Origin of the sequence: Streptomyces sp. NPDC051913, assembly GCF_044593635.1 — a bacterium.
In the GTDB taxonomy this organism is placed as follows: Bacteria; Actinomycetota; Actinomycetes; order Streptomycetales; family Streptomycetaceae; genus Streptomyces.
Window position 1 is genome coordinate 1 of record NZ_JBIUCI010000041.1, and the last position, 15,419, is coordinate 15,419.

General features: G+C 70.0%; 14 protein-coding genes. 4 read left to right on the top strand and 10 right to left on the bottom strand.

What is annotated here, in order from left to right:
- Positions 1 to 343 precede the first annotated feature (343 nt).
- Complete coding sequence (locus ACIHIX_RS47580) at positions 344 to 769, top strand: PAS domain S-box protein (RefSeq protein WP_399966928.1); 426 nt, start codon at positions 344 to 346, stop codon at positions 767 to 769.
- Between the two features lie 69 nt (positions 770 to 838).
- Here ACIHIX_RS47580 and frc read toward each other — a convergent pair whose 3' ends face one another.
- Entirely contained in the window at positions 839 to 2,095 is a 1,257-nt protein-coding gene (frc, locus tag ACIHIX_RS47585; RefSeq protein ID WP_399966929.1) for a formyl-CoA transferase, read from the bottom strand.
- A 50-nt stretch (positions 2,096 to 2,145) separates the two neighbouring features.
- Positions 2,146 to 3,894, bottom strand: a complete 1,749-nt coding sequence (gene oxc / locus ACIHIX_RS47590) for an oxalyl-CoA decarboxylase (protein WP_399966930.1) — start codon at positions 3,892 to 3,894, stop codon at positions 2,146 to 2,148.
- Between the two features lie 256 nt (positions 3,895 to 4,150).
- Here oxc and ACIHIX_RS47595 point away from each other — a divergent pair, with 256 nt between their 5' ends.
- Positions 4,151 to 5,722, top strand: a complete 1,572-nt coding sequence (locus ACIHIX_RS47595; protein ID WP_399966931.1) for a FadD7 family fatty acid--CoA ligase — start codon at positions 4,151 to 4,153, stop codon at positions 5,720 to 5,722.
- A 31-nt stretch (positions 5,723 to 5,753) separates the two neighbouring features.
- Here ACIHIX_RS47595 and ACIHIX_RS47600 read toward each other — a convergent pair whose 3' ends face one another.
- From ACIHIX_RS47600 to ACIHIX_RS47620, 5 genes are all read right to left on the bottom strand, one after another.
- Positions 5,754 to 6,698, bottom strand: a complete 945-nt coding sequence (locus tag ACIHIX_RS47600; protein WP_399966932.1) for a LysR family transcriptional regulator — start codon at positions 6,696 to 6,698, stop codon at positions 5,754 to 5,756.
- 124 nt (positions 6,699 to 6,822) lie between these two features.
- The gene (locus tag ACIHIX_RS47605) at positions 6,823 to 7,035 is read right to left on the bottom strand and encodes a formate dehydrogenase subunit delta (protein WP_399966933.1); all 213 of its coding nucleotides are present in this window, start codon (positions 7,033 to 7,035) and stop codon (positions 6,823 to 6,825) included.
- A 1-nt stretch (position 7,036) separates the two neighbouring features.
- Positions 7,037 to 9,805 carry a formate dehydrogenase subunit alpha gene (fdhF, locus tag ACIHIX_RS47610; RefSeq protein ID WP_399966934.1) on the bottom strand — a complete coding sequence of 923 codons (2,769 nt, stop codon included), beginning with the start codon at positions 9,803 to 9,805 and terminating at the stop codon, positions 7,037 to 7,039.
- The gene (locus ACIHIX_RS47615; protein WP_399966935.1) at positions 9,802 to 11,415 is read right to left on the bottom strand and encodes a formate dehydrogenase beta subunit; all 1,614 of its coding nucleotides are present in this window, start codon (positions 11,413 to 11,415) and stop codon (positions 9,802 to 9,804) included. Before ACIHIX_RS47615 ends, fdhF begins: the two co-directional genes overlap by 4 nt.
- Positions 11,416 to 11,417: 2 nt before the next feature.
- Positions 11,418 to 11,891, bottom strand: a complete 474-nt coding sequence (locus tag ACIHIX_RS47620) for a formate dehydrogenase subunit gamma (protein ID WP_399966936.1) — start codon at positions 11,889 to 11,891, stop codon at positions 11,418 to 11,420.
- A 228-nt stretch (positions 11,892 to 12,119) separates the two neighbouring features.
- Here ACIHIX_RS47620 and ACIHIX_RS47625 point away from each other — a divergent pair, with 228 nt between their 5' ends.
- Positions 12,120 to 12,809 carry a GntR family transcriptional regulator gene (locus ACIHIX_RS47625; RefSeq protein WP_399966937.1) on the top strand — a complete coding sequence of 230 codons (690 nt, stop codon included), beginning with the start codon at positions 12,120 to 12,122 and terminating at the stop codon, positions 12,807 to 12,809.
- A gap of 27 nt (positions 12,810 to 12,836) precedes the next feature.
- Here ACIHIX_RS47625 and ACIHIX_RS47630 read toward each other — a convergent pair whose 3' ends face one another.
- The gene (locus ACIHIX_RS47630; RefSeq protein ID WP_399966938.1) at positions 12,837 to 13,631 is read right to left on the bottom strand and encodes an acyl-CoA dehydrogenase family protein; all 795 of its coding nucleotides are present in this window, start codon (positions 13,629 to 13,631) and stop codon (positions 12,837 to 12,839) included.
- Between the two features lie 145 nt (positions 13,632 to 13,776).
- On the opposite strand from ACIHIX_RS47630, the gene ACIHIX_RS47635 reads away from it, so the two are divergent.
- Complete coding sequence (locus tag ACIHIX_RS47635) at positions 13,777 to 14,484, top strand: GntR family transcriptional regulator (protein WP_399966939.1); 708 nt, start codon at positions 13,777 to 13,779, stop codon at positions 14,482 to 14,484.
- On the opposite strand, the gene ACIHIX_RS47640 is transcribed toward ACIHIX_RS47635, so the two are convergent.
- Together ACIHIX_RS47640 and ACIHIX_RS47645 are read right to left on the bottom strand one after the other, a co-directional pair.
- Positions 14,458 to 14,955, bottom strand: coding sequence for a beta-class carbonic anhydrase (locus ACIHIX_RS47640; protein ID WP_399966940.1), 498 nt, complete (start codon positions 14,953 to 14,955; stop codon positions 14,458 to 14,460). The two genes, ACIHIX_RS47635 and ACIHIX_RS47640, sit on opposite strands and share 27 nt — an antisense overlap.
- A partial coding sequence (locus ACIHIX_RS47645; protein WP_399966941.1) for a CoA transferase occupies positions 14,955 to 15,419 on the bottom strand: 465 nt, incomplete at its 5' end. The genes ACIHIX_RS47645 and ACIHIX_RS47640, both read right to left, overlap by 1 nt.

The window sequence follows — 15,419 nt, forward strand, 5'->3', positions numbered from 1 at the left end:
TCCTCACCGCCGTCATCGAACTCGCCACCCTCACCCACACCCCCGTCCCCACCCTCACCACCATCCACGCCCTCAGCGACCTCCTCGCCCACCAGTCGGGCACCCCCATGAACGTGCTCGCGGGAGCGGACCGCACAGCCCTCAGGGCAGCGGCCACCCAGGGCTGACCGGCCCCCCGCGACACGGCGGCGGGACCCTGAGCGGCGGGGAGCGCCCCCTGCGCCGCAAGGGTCCCGCCTCAGTCGTGGTCGGGTTGATGGCGTATCAATGGATTCCGGATATGGATTCTGTATACGATCGGCCGTATACTTTGTGCACCCAACTGCCCCTGCACGGAGGCGACATGGAAGAGCTGAACCCCGAGGTGGTCCTGGGAATGGCCGCCCAGGCGCCCGACGGCATCGTGATCATCGACGGCGAAGGACTCATCCGCTACTGGAACCAAGGCGCGGAGCGCATCTTCGGGTTCTCGGCGGCCGACGTGGACGGCCGGAGTCTGGACGTCATCATCCCCGAGAAGCACCGGAAGCGGCACTGGGACGGTTTCCAGGAGGCCATGGACCGTGGGACCAGCAAGTACGGGGAATCCGACCTGCTGAACGTCCCGGCGCTCGCGGCGGACGGGCGCCGGATCTCGATCGAGTTCAGCGTCGTCATGCTCCCGGCCGGCGACGGTGACATGTACTGCGGAGCGGTCATCCGGGACGTGACCGCACGGCGTGAGCGGGAACGGGAGCTGATGCGGCGGCGGGCCGAGGCGAGCGTCTGAATCGCCCGACGGACAACAGAGTGGGGGCCGTTGCCTTTCGGGCAACGGCCCCCACTCTGTTGTCCGTTCCTACACGATGACGCCGCTCTCCTTCAGGCGGCCGATGGTCTCCTCGTCGTAGCCGAGTTCGACCAGGACCTCGGAGCTGTGCTCGCCCAGCAGCGGGGCGCCGGTGATGTCGGGCTTGAAGGAGGAGAACTTCACCGGGCTGCCCACGGTGAGGTAGGTGCCGCGCTCCTTCTGCTCGACCTCGACGACCGTGCCGCTCCTGCGCAGGTCCTCGTCGTAGGCGATCTCCTTCATGCTCATCACGGGGGCGCAGGGCACCTCCCATTCGCGCAGGATGTTGACCGCCTCGTACTTGGTCTTGTCCGCGAGCCACTTCTCGATCTCACCGAAGATCTCGAAGATGTGCGACTGGCGGGCGCGCGCGGTGGCGTACTCCGGGTCCTCGGCCCACTCGGGGTGGCCAATCACCTCGGCGGTGCGCTTCCAGTTCTGCTCCTGGACGGTGAAGTAGATGTACGCGTTCGGGTCGGTCTCCCAGCCCTTGCACTTGAGCACCCAGCCGGGCTGACCGCCGCCGCCCGCGTTGCCGCCGCGCGGGACGACGTCGGTGAACTCGCCGTTCGGGTACTGCGGGTACTCCTCCAGGTGGCCGACCCGCTCCAGGCGCTGCTGGTCGCGCAGCTTGACGCGGCAGAGGTTGAGGACGGCGTCCTGCATGGAGACGGAGACCTTCTGGCCCTTGCCGGTCTTGTTGCGGTCGATGATGGCGGTGAGGATCCCGATCGCCAGGTGCATACCGGTGTTGGTGTCGCCGAGGGCGGCGCCGGAGATGGTCGGGGGGCCGTCCCAGAAGCCGGTGGTGGAGGCGGCGCCACCCGCGCACTGGGCGACGTTCTCGTAGACCTTGAGGTCGTTCCAGGACGACTGGTCGTTGAAGCCCTTCACCGAGCCGAAGATCAGGCGCGGGTTGAGTTCCTGGATGCGCTCCCAGGTGAAGCCCATGCGGTCCAGCGCGCCCGGGGCGAAGTTCTCCACCAGGACGTCGGCGTCCTTGATGAGCTTCTCCAGGACCTCCTTGCCCTCGGTGGTCTTGGTGTTGATGGCGAGGGAGCGCTTGTTGCTGTTGAGCATGGTGAAGTAGAGGGCGTCGAGGTCCTCGATGTCCCTGAGCTGACGACGTGTCACATCACCGCCGTTGGGGCGCTCGACCTTGAGGACGTCGGCGCCGAACCAGGCGAGCATCTGTGTGCAGGCGGGACCGGCCTGGACCCCGGTGAAGTCGATCACCTTGATTCCGGCGAGCGGCTTTTCACTCATGTCTGCTTCCTTTTCGTGAAGTTACGCGGTGTAGGCGGTTGTCCAGGCGGTCACTTCTTGGCCGGCGTGATGTTGCCGACGGTGATGCCCTTGGGGTTGAGGTGCGAGATGTGGCCGCTCTCGGTGCCGGCCGAGGGGTCGATCACGCAGTCGATGAGCGCCGGGCCGCCGGAGGCGAGGGCCTCGGTGAGGGCGGCGGTGACCTCGGCGGGGGTGGTGGCGCGGTAGCCCTTGCCGCCGAACGCCTCGATCAGGAGGTCGTGGCGGGCCGCCGACATGAGCGTGGTCGGCGAGGGCGCGTCGTCGTACGGGTTGGTGTCGTCGCCGCGGTAGACGCCACCGTTGTTCATGATCACGGTGACGACCGGGAGTCGGTAGCGGCAGATCGTCTCGATCTCGATGCCGCTGAACCCGAAGGCGCTGTCGCCCTCGACGGCCACGACCGGCTGTCCGCTCTCGACGGCGGCGGCGATGGCGTACCCCATGCCGATGCCCATGACGCCCCAGGTGCCGCTGTCGAGGCGGTGGCGCGGTACGTGCATGTCGATGACGTTGCGCGCGATGTCCAGGGCGTTGGCGCCCTCGTTGACGAGGTACGTCTCCGGGCGGGTGTGGATGACGTCGCGTACGGCCTTCAGGGCGCCCATGAACTGCATGGGGTGCGGGTCGGCGGCCAGGCGCTGGGCCATCTTGGCGACGTTCTGCGCGGAGCGTGCCCCCAGCTCCTCGCGCCAGGCCGGAGGGGCCTGGATCTGGCCGGGCTTGGTGCGTTCGGCGAGGGCGTCGAGCACCGACTCGATGTCGCCGACGAGCGGGGCGGCGATGGGCTGGTTGCTGTCCATCTCCTTGGGGTCGATGTCGATCTGGACGAACTTGGCGTCCGGGTTCCAGCCCGCCTGGCCGTGGCCGAGGAGCCAGTTGAGGCGGGCGCCGATCAGCATCACGACGTCGGCCTTCTTCAGCGCCAGTGAGCGGGCGGTGGCGGCCGACTGGGGGTGGTCGTCGGGCAGCAGGCCCTTCGCCATCGACATCGGTACGTACGGGATGCCTGTCGACTCGATGAACTCCCGTACCTTGTCGTCGGCCTGGGCGTAGGCCGCGCCCTTGCCGAGGACGACGAGCGGGCGCTCGGCGGAGGCCAGCAGCTCGATGGCGCGGTCCACGGCCTCCGGCGCGGGGAGCTGGCGCGGCGCGGGGTCGACGAGTCGGCTCAGGGTGCGGTCGCCCTCCTCCTTCGGCAGGATGGCGCCGAGCACCGCGGCGGGGATGTCGAGATAGACACCGCCGGGGCGCCCGGAGATCGCGGTGCGCAGGGCGCGGGCGATACCGCGGCCGATGTCCTCGACGCGGCTCACGCGGTAGGCGGCCTTGACGAACGGCTGGGCGGCGGCGAGCTGGTCCATCTCCTCGTAGTCACCCTGCTTGAGGTCGACGAGGTGGCGCTCGCTGGAGCCGGAGATCTGCACCATCGGGAAGCAGTTGGTGGTCGCGTTCGCGAGGGCCACCAGGCCGTTGAGGAAGCCCGGCGCCGACACCGTCAGGGCCACGCCCGGCTTCTTGGTGAGGTAGCCGGCGGCGGCCGCCGCGTGTCCGGCGTTGCTCTCGTGCCGGAAGCCGATGTAGCGGATGCCCTGGGCCTGGGCGAGACGGGCGAGGTCGGTGATCGGGATGCCGACGACCCCGTAGATGGTGTCGACGTCGTTCATCTTGAGCGCGTCGACGACCAGGTGGTACCCGTCGGTGAGCTCGGTCGGCACGTCGGCTGCTGCCGCGGTCTCCTGTGTCGAGGGGGCGGTCATGGTCCGGGGTCCTCCTTGGGCAGGTCCTGCCGGTGCGGCTACTCCTCTCACCATCCGCAGCGCGTTCGTCGCCGTCCAAGACCCATCGGCGACCAGCCGATAAGCAACTTCTATCGAGAGCCGTCGAAGGGCCTCGCAACTCCCTTGATAGAGGCCCGTTATCGACCGTTCGGCAGTGCGTATTGGACGCCCGGCAAGGGCCGCCGCAGGCTCGCAGAGGACTGTTCCGTCGGACCTGGCGCTAGGGGGTGGGGTCATGGCCGCTGTGGTCGCGGCATCCGTGCGCGGCGCGGGCCGGTACCGGCCTCCGGCACTCACCGGGCTCGTCGATCTCCTCGACCGGCAGGTCCGGGAACGTCCCTACGCCCGGGCCCTCGTCGTCGGCGGCGGGCGGGTGCATCTGTCCTACCGGGCACTCGCCGGGCTGGCCGACGACCTGGCCGCCCGGCTCTCCGGGGCCGGGCTGGGGCGGGGCGACGCGGTCGGGGTGCTGTCCGCCAACACCGCCGAGTTCGTGGTGGCGTTGCTCGGTGCGGCGCGGGCGGGGCTGGTGGTAGCGCCGCTCGACCCGGCACTGCCGATGTCACAACTGTCGGCACGGATCGGGGCGTTGGGGGCGAGAGCGGTCCTTGCCGGGCCGCCGGTGACCGATGTCCGGCTGCCCGTTCCTGTCTGGCCGCTGCATGTGGACGCCTCACGAGCGGGGTCCGCGTCGGTCGCCCTGACCCCCGGGCACGCGCCGCATGTGCCAGGTGCCTCGGCCGAGTTGTCGGGTGATGACGCCCTCGTCCTCTTCACCGCCGGGACCACCGCCCTCGCGAAGATGGTCCCGCTCACCCATGCGAACGTGACGGCGTCCGTCCAGAACATCTGCGCCACCTACGAGTTGGGTCCGGGCGACGCGACGGTCGCGGTGATGCCGTTCTTCCACGGGCACGGCCTGTTCGCGGCCCTGCTGTCGTCACTGGCGAGTGGCGGCTGTGTGCTGTTGCCCGAGAGCGGGCGGTTCTCGGCGGGGACGTTCTGGGACGACATGCGGGCCGTTGCCGCCACGTGGTTCACCGCGGTCCCGGCCATTCACGAGATCCTGCTGGACCGGTCGGAGCAGGAGTACCCGGGACCGCAGGCGCCGCCGCTGAAGTTCGTCCGCAGTTGCAGCGCGCCGCTCAACACCGCGACGCAGCGGGCGTTGGAGCGGACGTTCGGCGCTCCCCTGCTCTCCGCGTACGGGATGACCGAGTCCTCCCACCAGGCGACCAGCGAACCCCTGCCGGGGCGGGGCGAGTTGCGGCAGGGGTCCGTCGGCCGGCCGACCGGGGTCGAGGTGCGGGTCGTCGACCGCGAGGGGCGCGCCTGTCCCGCGGGCGTGGAGGGTGAGGTGTGGGTGCACGGCCCCACGGTCGCCCGTGGCTATCTCGCCGATCCGGACGAGTCGTCGTACAGCTTCGTCGGCGGGTGGCTGCGTACGGGTGATCTCGGCACGCTGGACGAGGACGGGTACCTGTCGCTGACCGGGCGGATCAAGAACCTCATCAACCGGGGCGGGGAGAAGATCGCGCCGGAGCATGTCGAGGACATCCTCGCCGGGTGCCCGGGGGTGGCGGAGGCGGCCGTGTTCGCCGTACCGGACGGGACGTACGGGCAGTTGGTGGGTGCGGCCGTGGTGGTGCGGGACGGTGACGTCGGGGTCGCGGAGATACTCCGGTACTGCCGGGACCGGCTCGCCGCGTTCGAGGTGCCCGACCGGGTCGAGGTGGTCGCCGCGCTGCCGTACACCGCCAAGGGAGGGCTGGACCGGAAGGCCGTGCAGGCGATGTACGCGCCGTGACGGTCGGGCGGCGGTGTCACCGCCGCGAAGGTCAGGGGATGGCCCGTACGAGGGGGTCGGTGGTCGGGAGGGGGCGGGCGAAGACGTCGTCCAGGGCCAGGCCCGTCGCCGCGTTGACGAAGGCGCGGGCGGCGACCGAGCCGGGGGTGCCCGCGTGGATCGCCACCGAGACCTGGGCGCCGGCCGCCGGGTCCACGAGGGGCAGGGCGCGGGTCCGGCCGACGACCGGCATCGCCCGCAGCCAGGTGTGCGGCACGATGCTCGCCCAGCCGCCACCGCCCACGTGTGCGTAGAGGGAGGCGATGGAGTCCGTCTCGATCTGCGGGGTCACCACGAACCCCTTCTCGGCGAAAACGGTGTCGACGATCTGCCGGATCCGCATGTCGGGCGTCAGCATCGCGAGCGGCAGCTGGGCCGCGTCCGCCCAGGAGACGGTGGCGGACTGGGCGACGGGCTGGTCGTCGGAGACCAGCAGCATGTACCGCTCCTGGTACAAGGGGACGACCTGGAGGCCCTCCTGGTCGCCGGGGTCGAAGTGGGCGATGGCCACGTCGAGTTCGAAGTCCCTCAGCTGGCGGTGGAGTTCCTTCGTCGACAGCCGGGAGCGGACCTGCACCTTGGCCAGCGGGTGGGCCGCGCAGAACGCGGCGACGGGCAGTGCCAGGGTGGTGGACGCCGTGGGGTCGGTCCCGAGCCGCAGCGTGCCCGTGATGCCGGACTGCACGGCGGCGACCTCTGCCTTGAAGGCGTCCTGCTCGGCGAGGATCCGCTTGGCCCATACGACGAGACGCTCGCCCTCCGGGGTGAGGCCCTGGTAGGTGTGGCCGCGGTTGATCAGCGTGACGTTGAGCTCCCGCTCCAGCTTGGCGATCGCCGCCGAGAGCGCCGGCTGCGACACGAAGCAGGACTCGGCCGCCCGGGCGAAGTGCCGTTCCCTCGCCACCGCCACGAAGTACTCAAGCTGCCGGAACAGCATGAACGACTCCTCTCTCGCCGGGCGGGCCCGGGGGCTGTAGACGGTCGACGCAGATACTGTATGCAGTATCCGTTCGGCGTGTACAGGCCCCGGGCACGCCGGGGACGAGGCCGCGGGCACGCGCTCAGCGCAGCAGCTTCACCGCGGCGACCACCAAGGGGTCAAGGCCCTCCGCACCGGCGTCGGCGTACGCGTGCAGCCGGGCGCGCATCCGCGGGTCCCAGAACCGGCCGATGTGCCCCGCGATCTCCTCGGCGGCCCGCTCCGGCGGCAGGTGCCTCAGGTTCCTGGCGATGTCGTTGGCCATCCGCTGCTCGGACGGCACGGTCGCTGTCATCTCAGGCCCCCGCCGTCGCGAGGCCCACCTGCACGGCGGTCACCTTGTACTCCGGGCAGTTGGTCGCCCAGTCGGAGTTCTCGGTGGTCACGACGTTCGCGCCGGTGACCGGGTGGTGGAAGGTCGTGTAGACGACCCCGGTCGGCATCCGGTCGGAGATCTCCGCGCGCAGGGTGGTCCGGCCGACCCGGCTGGCCAGGGTGACCATGTCACCGTTCTTGATGCCGCGGTCCTCCGCGTCATGCGGATGCAGTTCCAGGATGTCCTCGGGGTGCCAGGCGACATTGCCGGTACGGCGGGTCTGCGCGCCGACGTTGTACTGGCTGAGGATGCGGCCTGTCGTCAGGACCAACGGGAAGCGCCGGGTGCTGCGTTCGTTGGTCGGCACGTACGAGGTGACCACGAACCTGCCCTTGCCGCGCACGAATTCGTCCACGTGCATGATGGGCGTGCCCTCCGGGGACTCCTCGTTGCACGGCCACTGGACGCTGCCCAGCTTGTCGAGCAGTTCGAAGGAGACACCGGTGAACGTCGGGGTGACGGCGGCGATCTCGTCCATGATCTGGCCCGGGTGGTCGTACGCCATCGGATAGCCCATGGCGGTGGCGATCTCACTCACGATCTGCCACTCGTGCTTGCCCGTCTTGGGCTTCATCACCGCGCGCACGCGGTTGATACGGCGTTCGGCGTTCGTGAAGGTGCCGTCCTTCTCCAGGAACGAGGCGCCGGGCAGGAAGACGTGCGCGAACTTGGCCGTCTCGTTGAGGAACAGGTCCTGGACGACGACGAGTTCCATCGCCTCCAGGGCGGCGGTGACGTGCTTCAGGTTGGGGTCGGACTGCGCGATGTCCTCGCCGTGCACGAACAGCCCGCGGAAGGTGCCGTCGATGGCCGCGTCGAACATGTTGGGGATGCGAAGTCCCGGCTCGGCGAGGAGGGTTCCGCCCCAGAGGTTCTCGAAGACCGTGCGCACCGCGTCGTCCGAGACATGGCGGTAGCCGGGAAGTTCGTGCGGGAAGGAGCCCATGTCACAGGATCCCTGGACGTTGTTCTGACCCCGCAGCGGGTTCACTCCGACGCCGTCGCGGCCGATGTTGCCGCAGGCCATCGCCAGGTTGGCCATCCCCATGACCATGGTCGAGCCCTGGCTGTGCTCGGTGACACCGAGGCCGTAGTAGATGGCGCCGTTGGGCGCGGTGGCGTACAGCCTTGCGGCGGCCCGGAGTTCGGCGGCCGGTACGCCGGTGATCTCCTCGACCGCCTCGGGGCTGTTCTCGGGACGGGCGACGAACTCGGCCCAGTCGTCGAAGCCTTCACAGCGGGCGGCCACGAAGTCCCGGTCCACCAGACCCTCGGCGACGACGACATGGGCCATGGCGTTGACCACGGCGACGTTGGTGCTGGGCCGCAGCTGGAGGTGGTGCTCGGCCTCGATGTGCGGGGAGCGGACCAGGTCGATGCGGCGCGGGTCGACCACGATGAGCTTGGCGCCCTCGCGCAGCCGGCGCTTCATGCGGGAGGCGAACACCGGGTGCCCGTCGGTCGGGTTGGCGCCGATGACCATGATGACGTCGGCCTGCGCCACCGAGCGGAAGTCCTGGGTGCCCGCGGACTCGCCGAAGGTCTGCTTGAGGCCGTATCCCGTCGGGGAGTGGCAGACGCGGGCGCAGGTGTCGACGTTGTTGTTGCCGAAGGCGGCGCGGACCATCTTCTGGACGACGTACACCTCTTCGTTGGTGCAGCGGGAGGAGGTGATGGCGCCGACCGCGCCCGAGCCGTGCCGGCCCTGGATCTCGCGCATGCGGCGGGCGACGGTGCCGATCGCCTCGTCCCACTCGACCTCGCGCCACGGGTCGGTGATGCGGTCACGGACCATGGGCTTGAGCTTGCGGTCGGGGTGGGTGGCGTAGCCGAAGGCGAAGCGGCCCTTCACACAGGAGTGGCCCTCGTTGGCGCCGCCGTCCTTGTACGGGACCATGCGCACGAGTTCGTCGCCGCGCAGCTCGGCCTTGAAGGAGCAGCCGACACCGCAGTAGGCGCAGGTGGTGACAACGGACCTGGTGGGCATACCGAGTTCGACGACCGAGCGTTCCTGGAGGGTGGACGTCGGGCAGGCCTGCACGCAGGCGCCGCAGGAGACGCACTCGGAGTCCATGAAGGACTCTCCCGCGCCCGGCGAGACCTTGGAGTCGAAGCCGCGTCCCTCGATGGTCAGCGCGAACGTGCCCTGGACCTCACCGCAGGCGCGGACACAGCGGGAGCAGGCGATGCACTTCGACGGGTCGAAGTCGAAGTAGGGGTTGGAGGTGTCCTTCTCGGCGTCGAGGTGGTTCTCCCCCTCGTAGCCGTAGCGGACCTGCCGGAGGCCCACCACGCCTGCCATGTCCTGGAGTTCGCAGTCGCCGTTGGCGGGGCAGGTGAGGCAGTCGAGCGGGTGGTCGGAGATGTAGAGCTCCATGACGCCCTGGCGGAGCTTCTCCACCTTCGGCGTCTGGGTGCTCACCTTCATGCCGTCGGAACAGGGGGTGGTGCAGGAGGCCGGGGTGCCGCGGCGGCCGTCGATCTCGACCACGCACAGACGGCAGGAGCCGAAGGCGTCCAGGCTGTCGGTGGCGCACAACTTGGGTATGTCGACGCCGGCTTCGGCCGCGGCGCGCATCACCGAGGTGCCCTCGGGGACGGTCACCGGCAGGCCGTCGATCTCCACCGACACCGTTGCCGGGCCGGGCTGTCGGGGTGTTCCGTAGTCGGGTTCCTTGAGAAGGCTCATGCCGTGCCCTCCGTCCTCACGCCAGTCGTGTTCACGGGTTGGATCTCCAGGAGTCGACGGCCGCCGAGGAAGTCGTCGGGGAAGTGGGTGAGGGCACTGCGCACGGGCATCGGGGTCAGCCCGCCCATGGCGCACAGTGAGCCGTCGGTCATCAGGTCGCACAGGTCTTCGAGGAGGGCGAGGTTCTCGTCGCGGTGCGTACCGGCGACGATCTTGTCGATCACCTCGACGCCGCGTACGGCCCCGACCCGGCAGGGGGTGCACTTGCCGCAGGACTCCTCCGCGCAGAACTCCATCGCGAAGCGGGCCTGCGCCGCCATGTCCACGGTGTCGTCGAAGACGACGACGCCGCCGTGCCCGAGCATCGCGCCGGCCTCGGCGAACGCCTCGTAGTCCATGGGCAGGTCGAACTGTGACTCCGGCAGATAGGCGCCGAGCGGCCCGCCGACCTGGACGGTCCGTACCGGGCGTCCGGTGCGGGTGCCGCCGCCGTAGTCCTCGATCAGCTCGCGCAGCGTGATGCCGAACGCGGTCTCCACGATGCCGCCGCGCGCGATGTTGCCGCCGAGCTGGAAGACCTGGGTGCCGCGGGAGCGCCCGACACCGAGGTCCTGGTAGGCCTGGGGCCCGTCGGCGAGGACGACGGGGACGGTGGTGAGGGTCAGGACGTTGTTCACCACGGTCGGCTTGCCGAACAGGCCCTCGATCGCCGGGATCGGCGGCTTCGCCCGGACCATGCCGCGCTTGCCCTCCAGGCTCTCCAGCATGGAGGTCTCCTCGCCGCAGATGTACGCGCCGGCGCCGACGCGTACGTGCAGGTCGAAGTCGAGCGTCGAGCCGAGGACGCGCCGGCCCAACCAGCCCTGATCACGGGCGATTTCGATGGCCTCGCGCATCGTGGCGATGGCGTCCGGATACTCGGAGCGGATGTAGAGGTAGCCCTCGCTCGCGCCGACGGCGTGGGCGGCGATGGTCATGCCCTCGATCAACAGGAACGGGTCGCCCTCCATGACCATGCGGTCGGCGAAGGTCCCGCTGTCGCCCTCGTCGGCGTTGCAGCAGACGAACTTCAGCTCGTCGGCGCAGTCCAGGACCGTCTTCCACTTGATGCCGGCCGGGAACCCGGCGCCACCGCGACCGCGCAGGCCCGACTCGGTGACGGCGGCGACGACGTCGGCGGGGGCCATGTCGAGGGCGGCGCGGAGCCCTTTGAGGCCGCCGTGTTCGACGTAGTCGGTCGGGGAGAGCGGGTCGGTGATGCCGACCCGGGCGAAGGTGACCCTGGTCTGCCGCGCCAGCCAGGGGAGTGCGTCGACAGGGCCGAGCCGCAGCGGGTGGTCCGCGCCGTCGAGCAGGCCGGCGGCGAGGAGTCCGTCGACATCCTCGGGGGCCACCGGGCCGTAGCCGACGCGGCCCCGCGGGGTGACCACCTCGATCATCGGCTCCAGCCAGAGCAAGCCGCGCGATCCGTTGCGTACGACGTCGATCGCGAAGTCGCCGCGTGCTGCGGCGCGTTGAAGGGCGGCGGCGACCTCGTCCGCGCCGACGGAGCGGGCCGCCGAGTCGCGGGGGACGTAGACCACGGCCGCGGAGTGGGAAGCGTCGCTCATCATCACACCGTCCCGTTGAGGATCGAGCCCAGGCGGGCCGGGCCCACCCGTCCGTACAGGCGTCCGTTCGCCTCCACGGACGGCCCCAGTGCGCAGTTGCCCAGACAGAAGACCTGCTCGACGGTGACCGAGCCGTCCGCCGTGGTCTCGCCGAGGGTCAGTCCGGCCTCGCGCGCGTAGCTCACCAGACCGTCGGCGCCCAGTGCCTGGCAGGCCTCGGCGCGGCAGATGCGGACCGTGGTACGGCCGGCGGGCTCACGACGGAAGTCGTGGTAGAAGGTCACCACGCCGTGGACGTCCGCCCGGGAGAGGTTGAGTTCGTCGGCCAGGACCGGGATCGCCTCCTGTGGCACATGCCCCAACTCGGCCTGTACGGCGTGCAGTACGGGCAGCAGCGCGCCGCGCTGACTCCGGTGGTCGGCCACCACCCTCCGGACCACGCTCTCGACCGTCACATCACTCCCGCTGGTCGTCATGATCGCTTCGCCTTCCGTGACACGGGTCCCCGGCGAGGGCAGGAGACTGAGACAATACCTCATACAGGCTTCTGTATACAGACGACAGTCACAGAAGGCCGGGGCTCGCGGCAGGCGACCCGATCGTTGGTCTACAGGCCACGCCATGTTGCATACCAAAACCTGTATCCTGCACCTGCCGTCGCCCACTCCGGCGGCCGATCCTCTCGACGGCAGAACAGGACGACCATGCGCGAGGCACTCACGGCTGCTGCCACCCGGCGCGTCACCCGCCCGGCACCACTGCGCCAGGCCGTGTACGACGCCCTGACCGAGCTGATCGTCAACGGCTCCCTCAAGCCCGGCCAGCACCTGGTCGAGGCCGAGCTCGCCGAGCACCTCGGGGTCAGCCGCCAGCCGGTGCGCGAGGCCCTCCAGCGGCTCCAGACCGACGGCTGGGTCGACCTGCGACCCGCCCAGGGCGCCTTCGTGCACTCCCCCACCGAGGAGGAGGCAGCCCAACTCCTCGGCGTCCGCGCGGTCCTGGAGACCTATTCGGCACAACTCGCCGCCCGGAACGCGAAGCCCGAGGACGTCGAGCGCCTCTGGGAACTCCACCAGGAGGGCGTCGACGCGCTCGCCGCGGGTGACGTCGAGCGGCTGGTCGCCGCCAACACGGCCCTGCACTCCTTCATCACCTCGGTGGCCGCCAACGACGTGCTCGCCGAAATGCTCGGTCAGGTGGGCCAGAAGGTGCGCTGGTACTACACCCCCATCGCCAAGCCCCGCGGCAAGGAAGCCTGGAACGAGCACAGTCAGCTCATCAAGGCCGTCGCCAAGGGAGACGCGGACCGAGCGGGCGAGGTGATGCGCAAGCACGCCGAACGCACGGCCGACTTCTACCGCAAGCAGTTCGCCGCCAAGGCGGAGCGGGGCTGACACGACTCGCCGCCTTTCTGAACGAGTTCAGGACGAGGCCAAGGAGACGGCGGCCCGGGGAGTCGTGACGCCGACGCCCTGCGAAGCCCCAACTCCCGTACTCCACGCGGCCCCTAGCTCGCGCAGCCACGGCAGGGCCGTACGCCGCACGATGTCGAGCCCGGCCCCGTCCGCGCCGAGCATCGCGTCGGCGGGGACGAGGACGGGGTCGGCGAACACCGTGGACGTCCCGCTGCCGTACGGCCCCGCACCTTGGGGCCTGGCCGGCACGAACAGGTCCGGGGCGTGCGCCGGAACGCCCCACAGCGTGAGACCGTCGGACGCGGCGAGCGGACGCGAGGACCACACATAGCTGTCGGCCTCCCCGGCCGCCACCACCCGGTGCTTGCGGCCCCGCAGCGCGACGACGTCACCGGACCGCACGGCACTGGAGTGCGGCGCGAGCAGGTCGTCCTCCCCCTGCGTCTCGCTCTGCGCCTCCGTCTCCGCCAGGGTGAGGCTGCTCAGATGGCGGCCGGCCGCGATCTCCGTACGCACCCACGAGCCGCCGTACGCCTCGATGACGGCGACCGCCGCGTAGTGGGACCCGAGCACGGCCGCCACGGCTGGGCAGACGCGCGCGGTACGGGCCACCACCTCGGCGGCCTCCGGCAGCCCCTGCCCCCCGCCGCCGTACGACGTGGAGACGGTGAGCCCCAGCAGCCGGGCCCGCCCGAGAGCCGTCACCGCGGCCCGGGGGAACCGGCCCCGCACGGCGGCCAGTTCGGCGGCCGGGGCGACGACGCTGGTCAGGACTTCAGAGAGAGCGGTGCGGTACGACACGGGGCGACCCCCTCGGGAGTGGCTGTTGGACCACTGTTGGACTACTGTCGATCGATGATTGCATACAGTATTCTGCATCCGCGTCTCGGCACCAGAGGTCGGGACGGAGAAATTCCTTGTCACTTCCACGAGGGAGAGAGGGCCCATGCCCGACACACCCGCCGTGACAGCCCACGGCCCCATCGCGCGACCCGCACCGCTCCGCCAGGCCGTCTACGACGCCCTCACCGAGCTGATCATCAACGGCTCCCTCAAACCCGGCCAGCACCTCGTCGAGGCCGAGCTCGCCGAGGAACTCGGCGTCAGCCGCCAGCCGATCCGCGAGGCGCTGCAACGACTCCACACCGCCGGCTGGGTCGACCTGCGCCCCTCGCAGGGGGCCTTCGTACACTCCCCCACGACCGAGGAATGCGCCCAACTACTCAGTGTCCGAGCCCTGTTGGAGACCCGCTCGGCACGGGACGCCGCCCGGCACGCCACCGCGCGCGACGTCACCCGGCTGCGGGAACTCCAGCAGGCCGGTCTCACCGCCCTCGCGGCCGGGGACGCCCGCGCGATCGTGGAGGCCAACGCCGACCTCCACGGCCACATCACGCTCCTGTCCCGCAACGCGGTCCTCGCCGAGCTCATCCCACAGGTCGACCGCCGCGTCCGCTGGTACTACATGCCGATCGCCAAGCCCCGCGGCCAGGACGCCTGGAACGAGCACGCCCTGATCATCCAGGCCATCGCCGACGGCGACCCCGACCTGGCCGAGGACCTCATGCGCCGGCACACGCGGAACACGACCGACTTCTACTGCGAGCAGATCGCCGCGGTGACGGGGTCAGCGCGGAGGGTCGACCTCATGTAGCCGCCCCTTCTTCACGTCGAAGACGAAGCCGCGCACGTCGTCGGTGTGCAACAGGAACGGGTTGGTGCGCACGCGCTGCATGGACTGCCGTACGTCCTGGTCGACGTCCCGGAAGGACTCCACCGCCCAGGCCGGGCGCTGGCCGACCTCCATCTCCAGCTCGGTGCGGAAGTCCTCGGTGATCGCCTCCAGACCGCAGCCGGTGTGATGGATCAGGACGACGCTGCGGGTGCCCAGCTTGCGCTGGCTGATGGCGAGGGACCGGATCACGTCGTCGGTGACCACCCCGCCGGCGTTGCGGACGGTGTGGCAGTCGCCGAGCTCCAGACCGAGCGCGGCGTGCAGGTCGAGACGGGCGTCCATGCACGCCACGACGGCCACACCGAGTACCGGGCGGGCATCCATGCCGGGGTCGGTGAACCCGTTGGCATAGTCCCGGTTGGACTTCACGAGCTGGTCGGTGACCGACATCAGATCACCCCCTGCGTCTTGAGCAGCGGCAACTCGTCCAGGGTCAGGCCGAGTTCATGGACGTAGACGTCCTCGTTGTGTTGGCCGAGGAGGGGTGAGGGGGTGATGCGGGTGGGTGAGTCGGAGAGTTTGAGGGGGTTGCCCACGGTGGTGTAGGCACCGCGTTCGGGATGCTCGACGGTCACGACCATGTCGTTCGCGGCGAGTGAGGCGTCCTCGATGATCTCCCTGGTCGACAGGATCGGCCCGCAGGGAATGTCGTGCGCGTTCAGCAGCTCCAGCACCTGCCACTTGGGCAGAGTGATCGTCCACTCCTCGATCAGCTGGAACATCTTCGCCAGCTTCGGCAACCGCGCCTGCGGAGTCGCCCACTCGGGATCCTCGGCCAGCTCCGGACGGCCGATCAACTCACTCAGAGGCTGCCAGCCGACCGGCTGGACGATCACGTACACATAGTCGTTGGG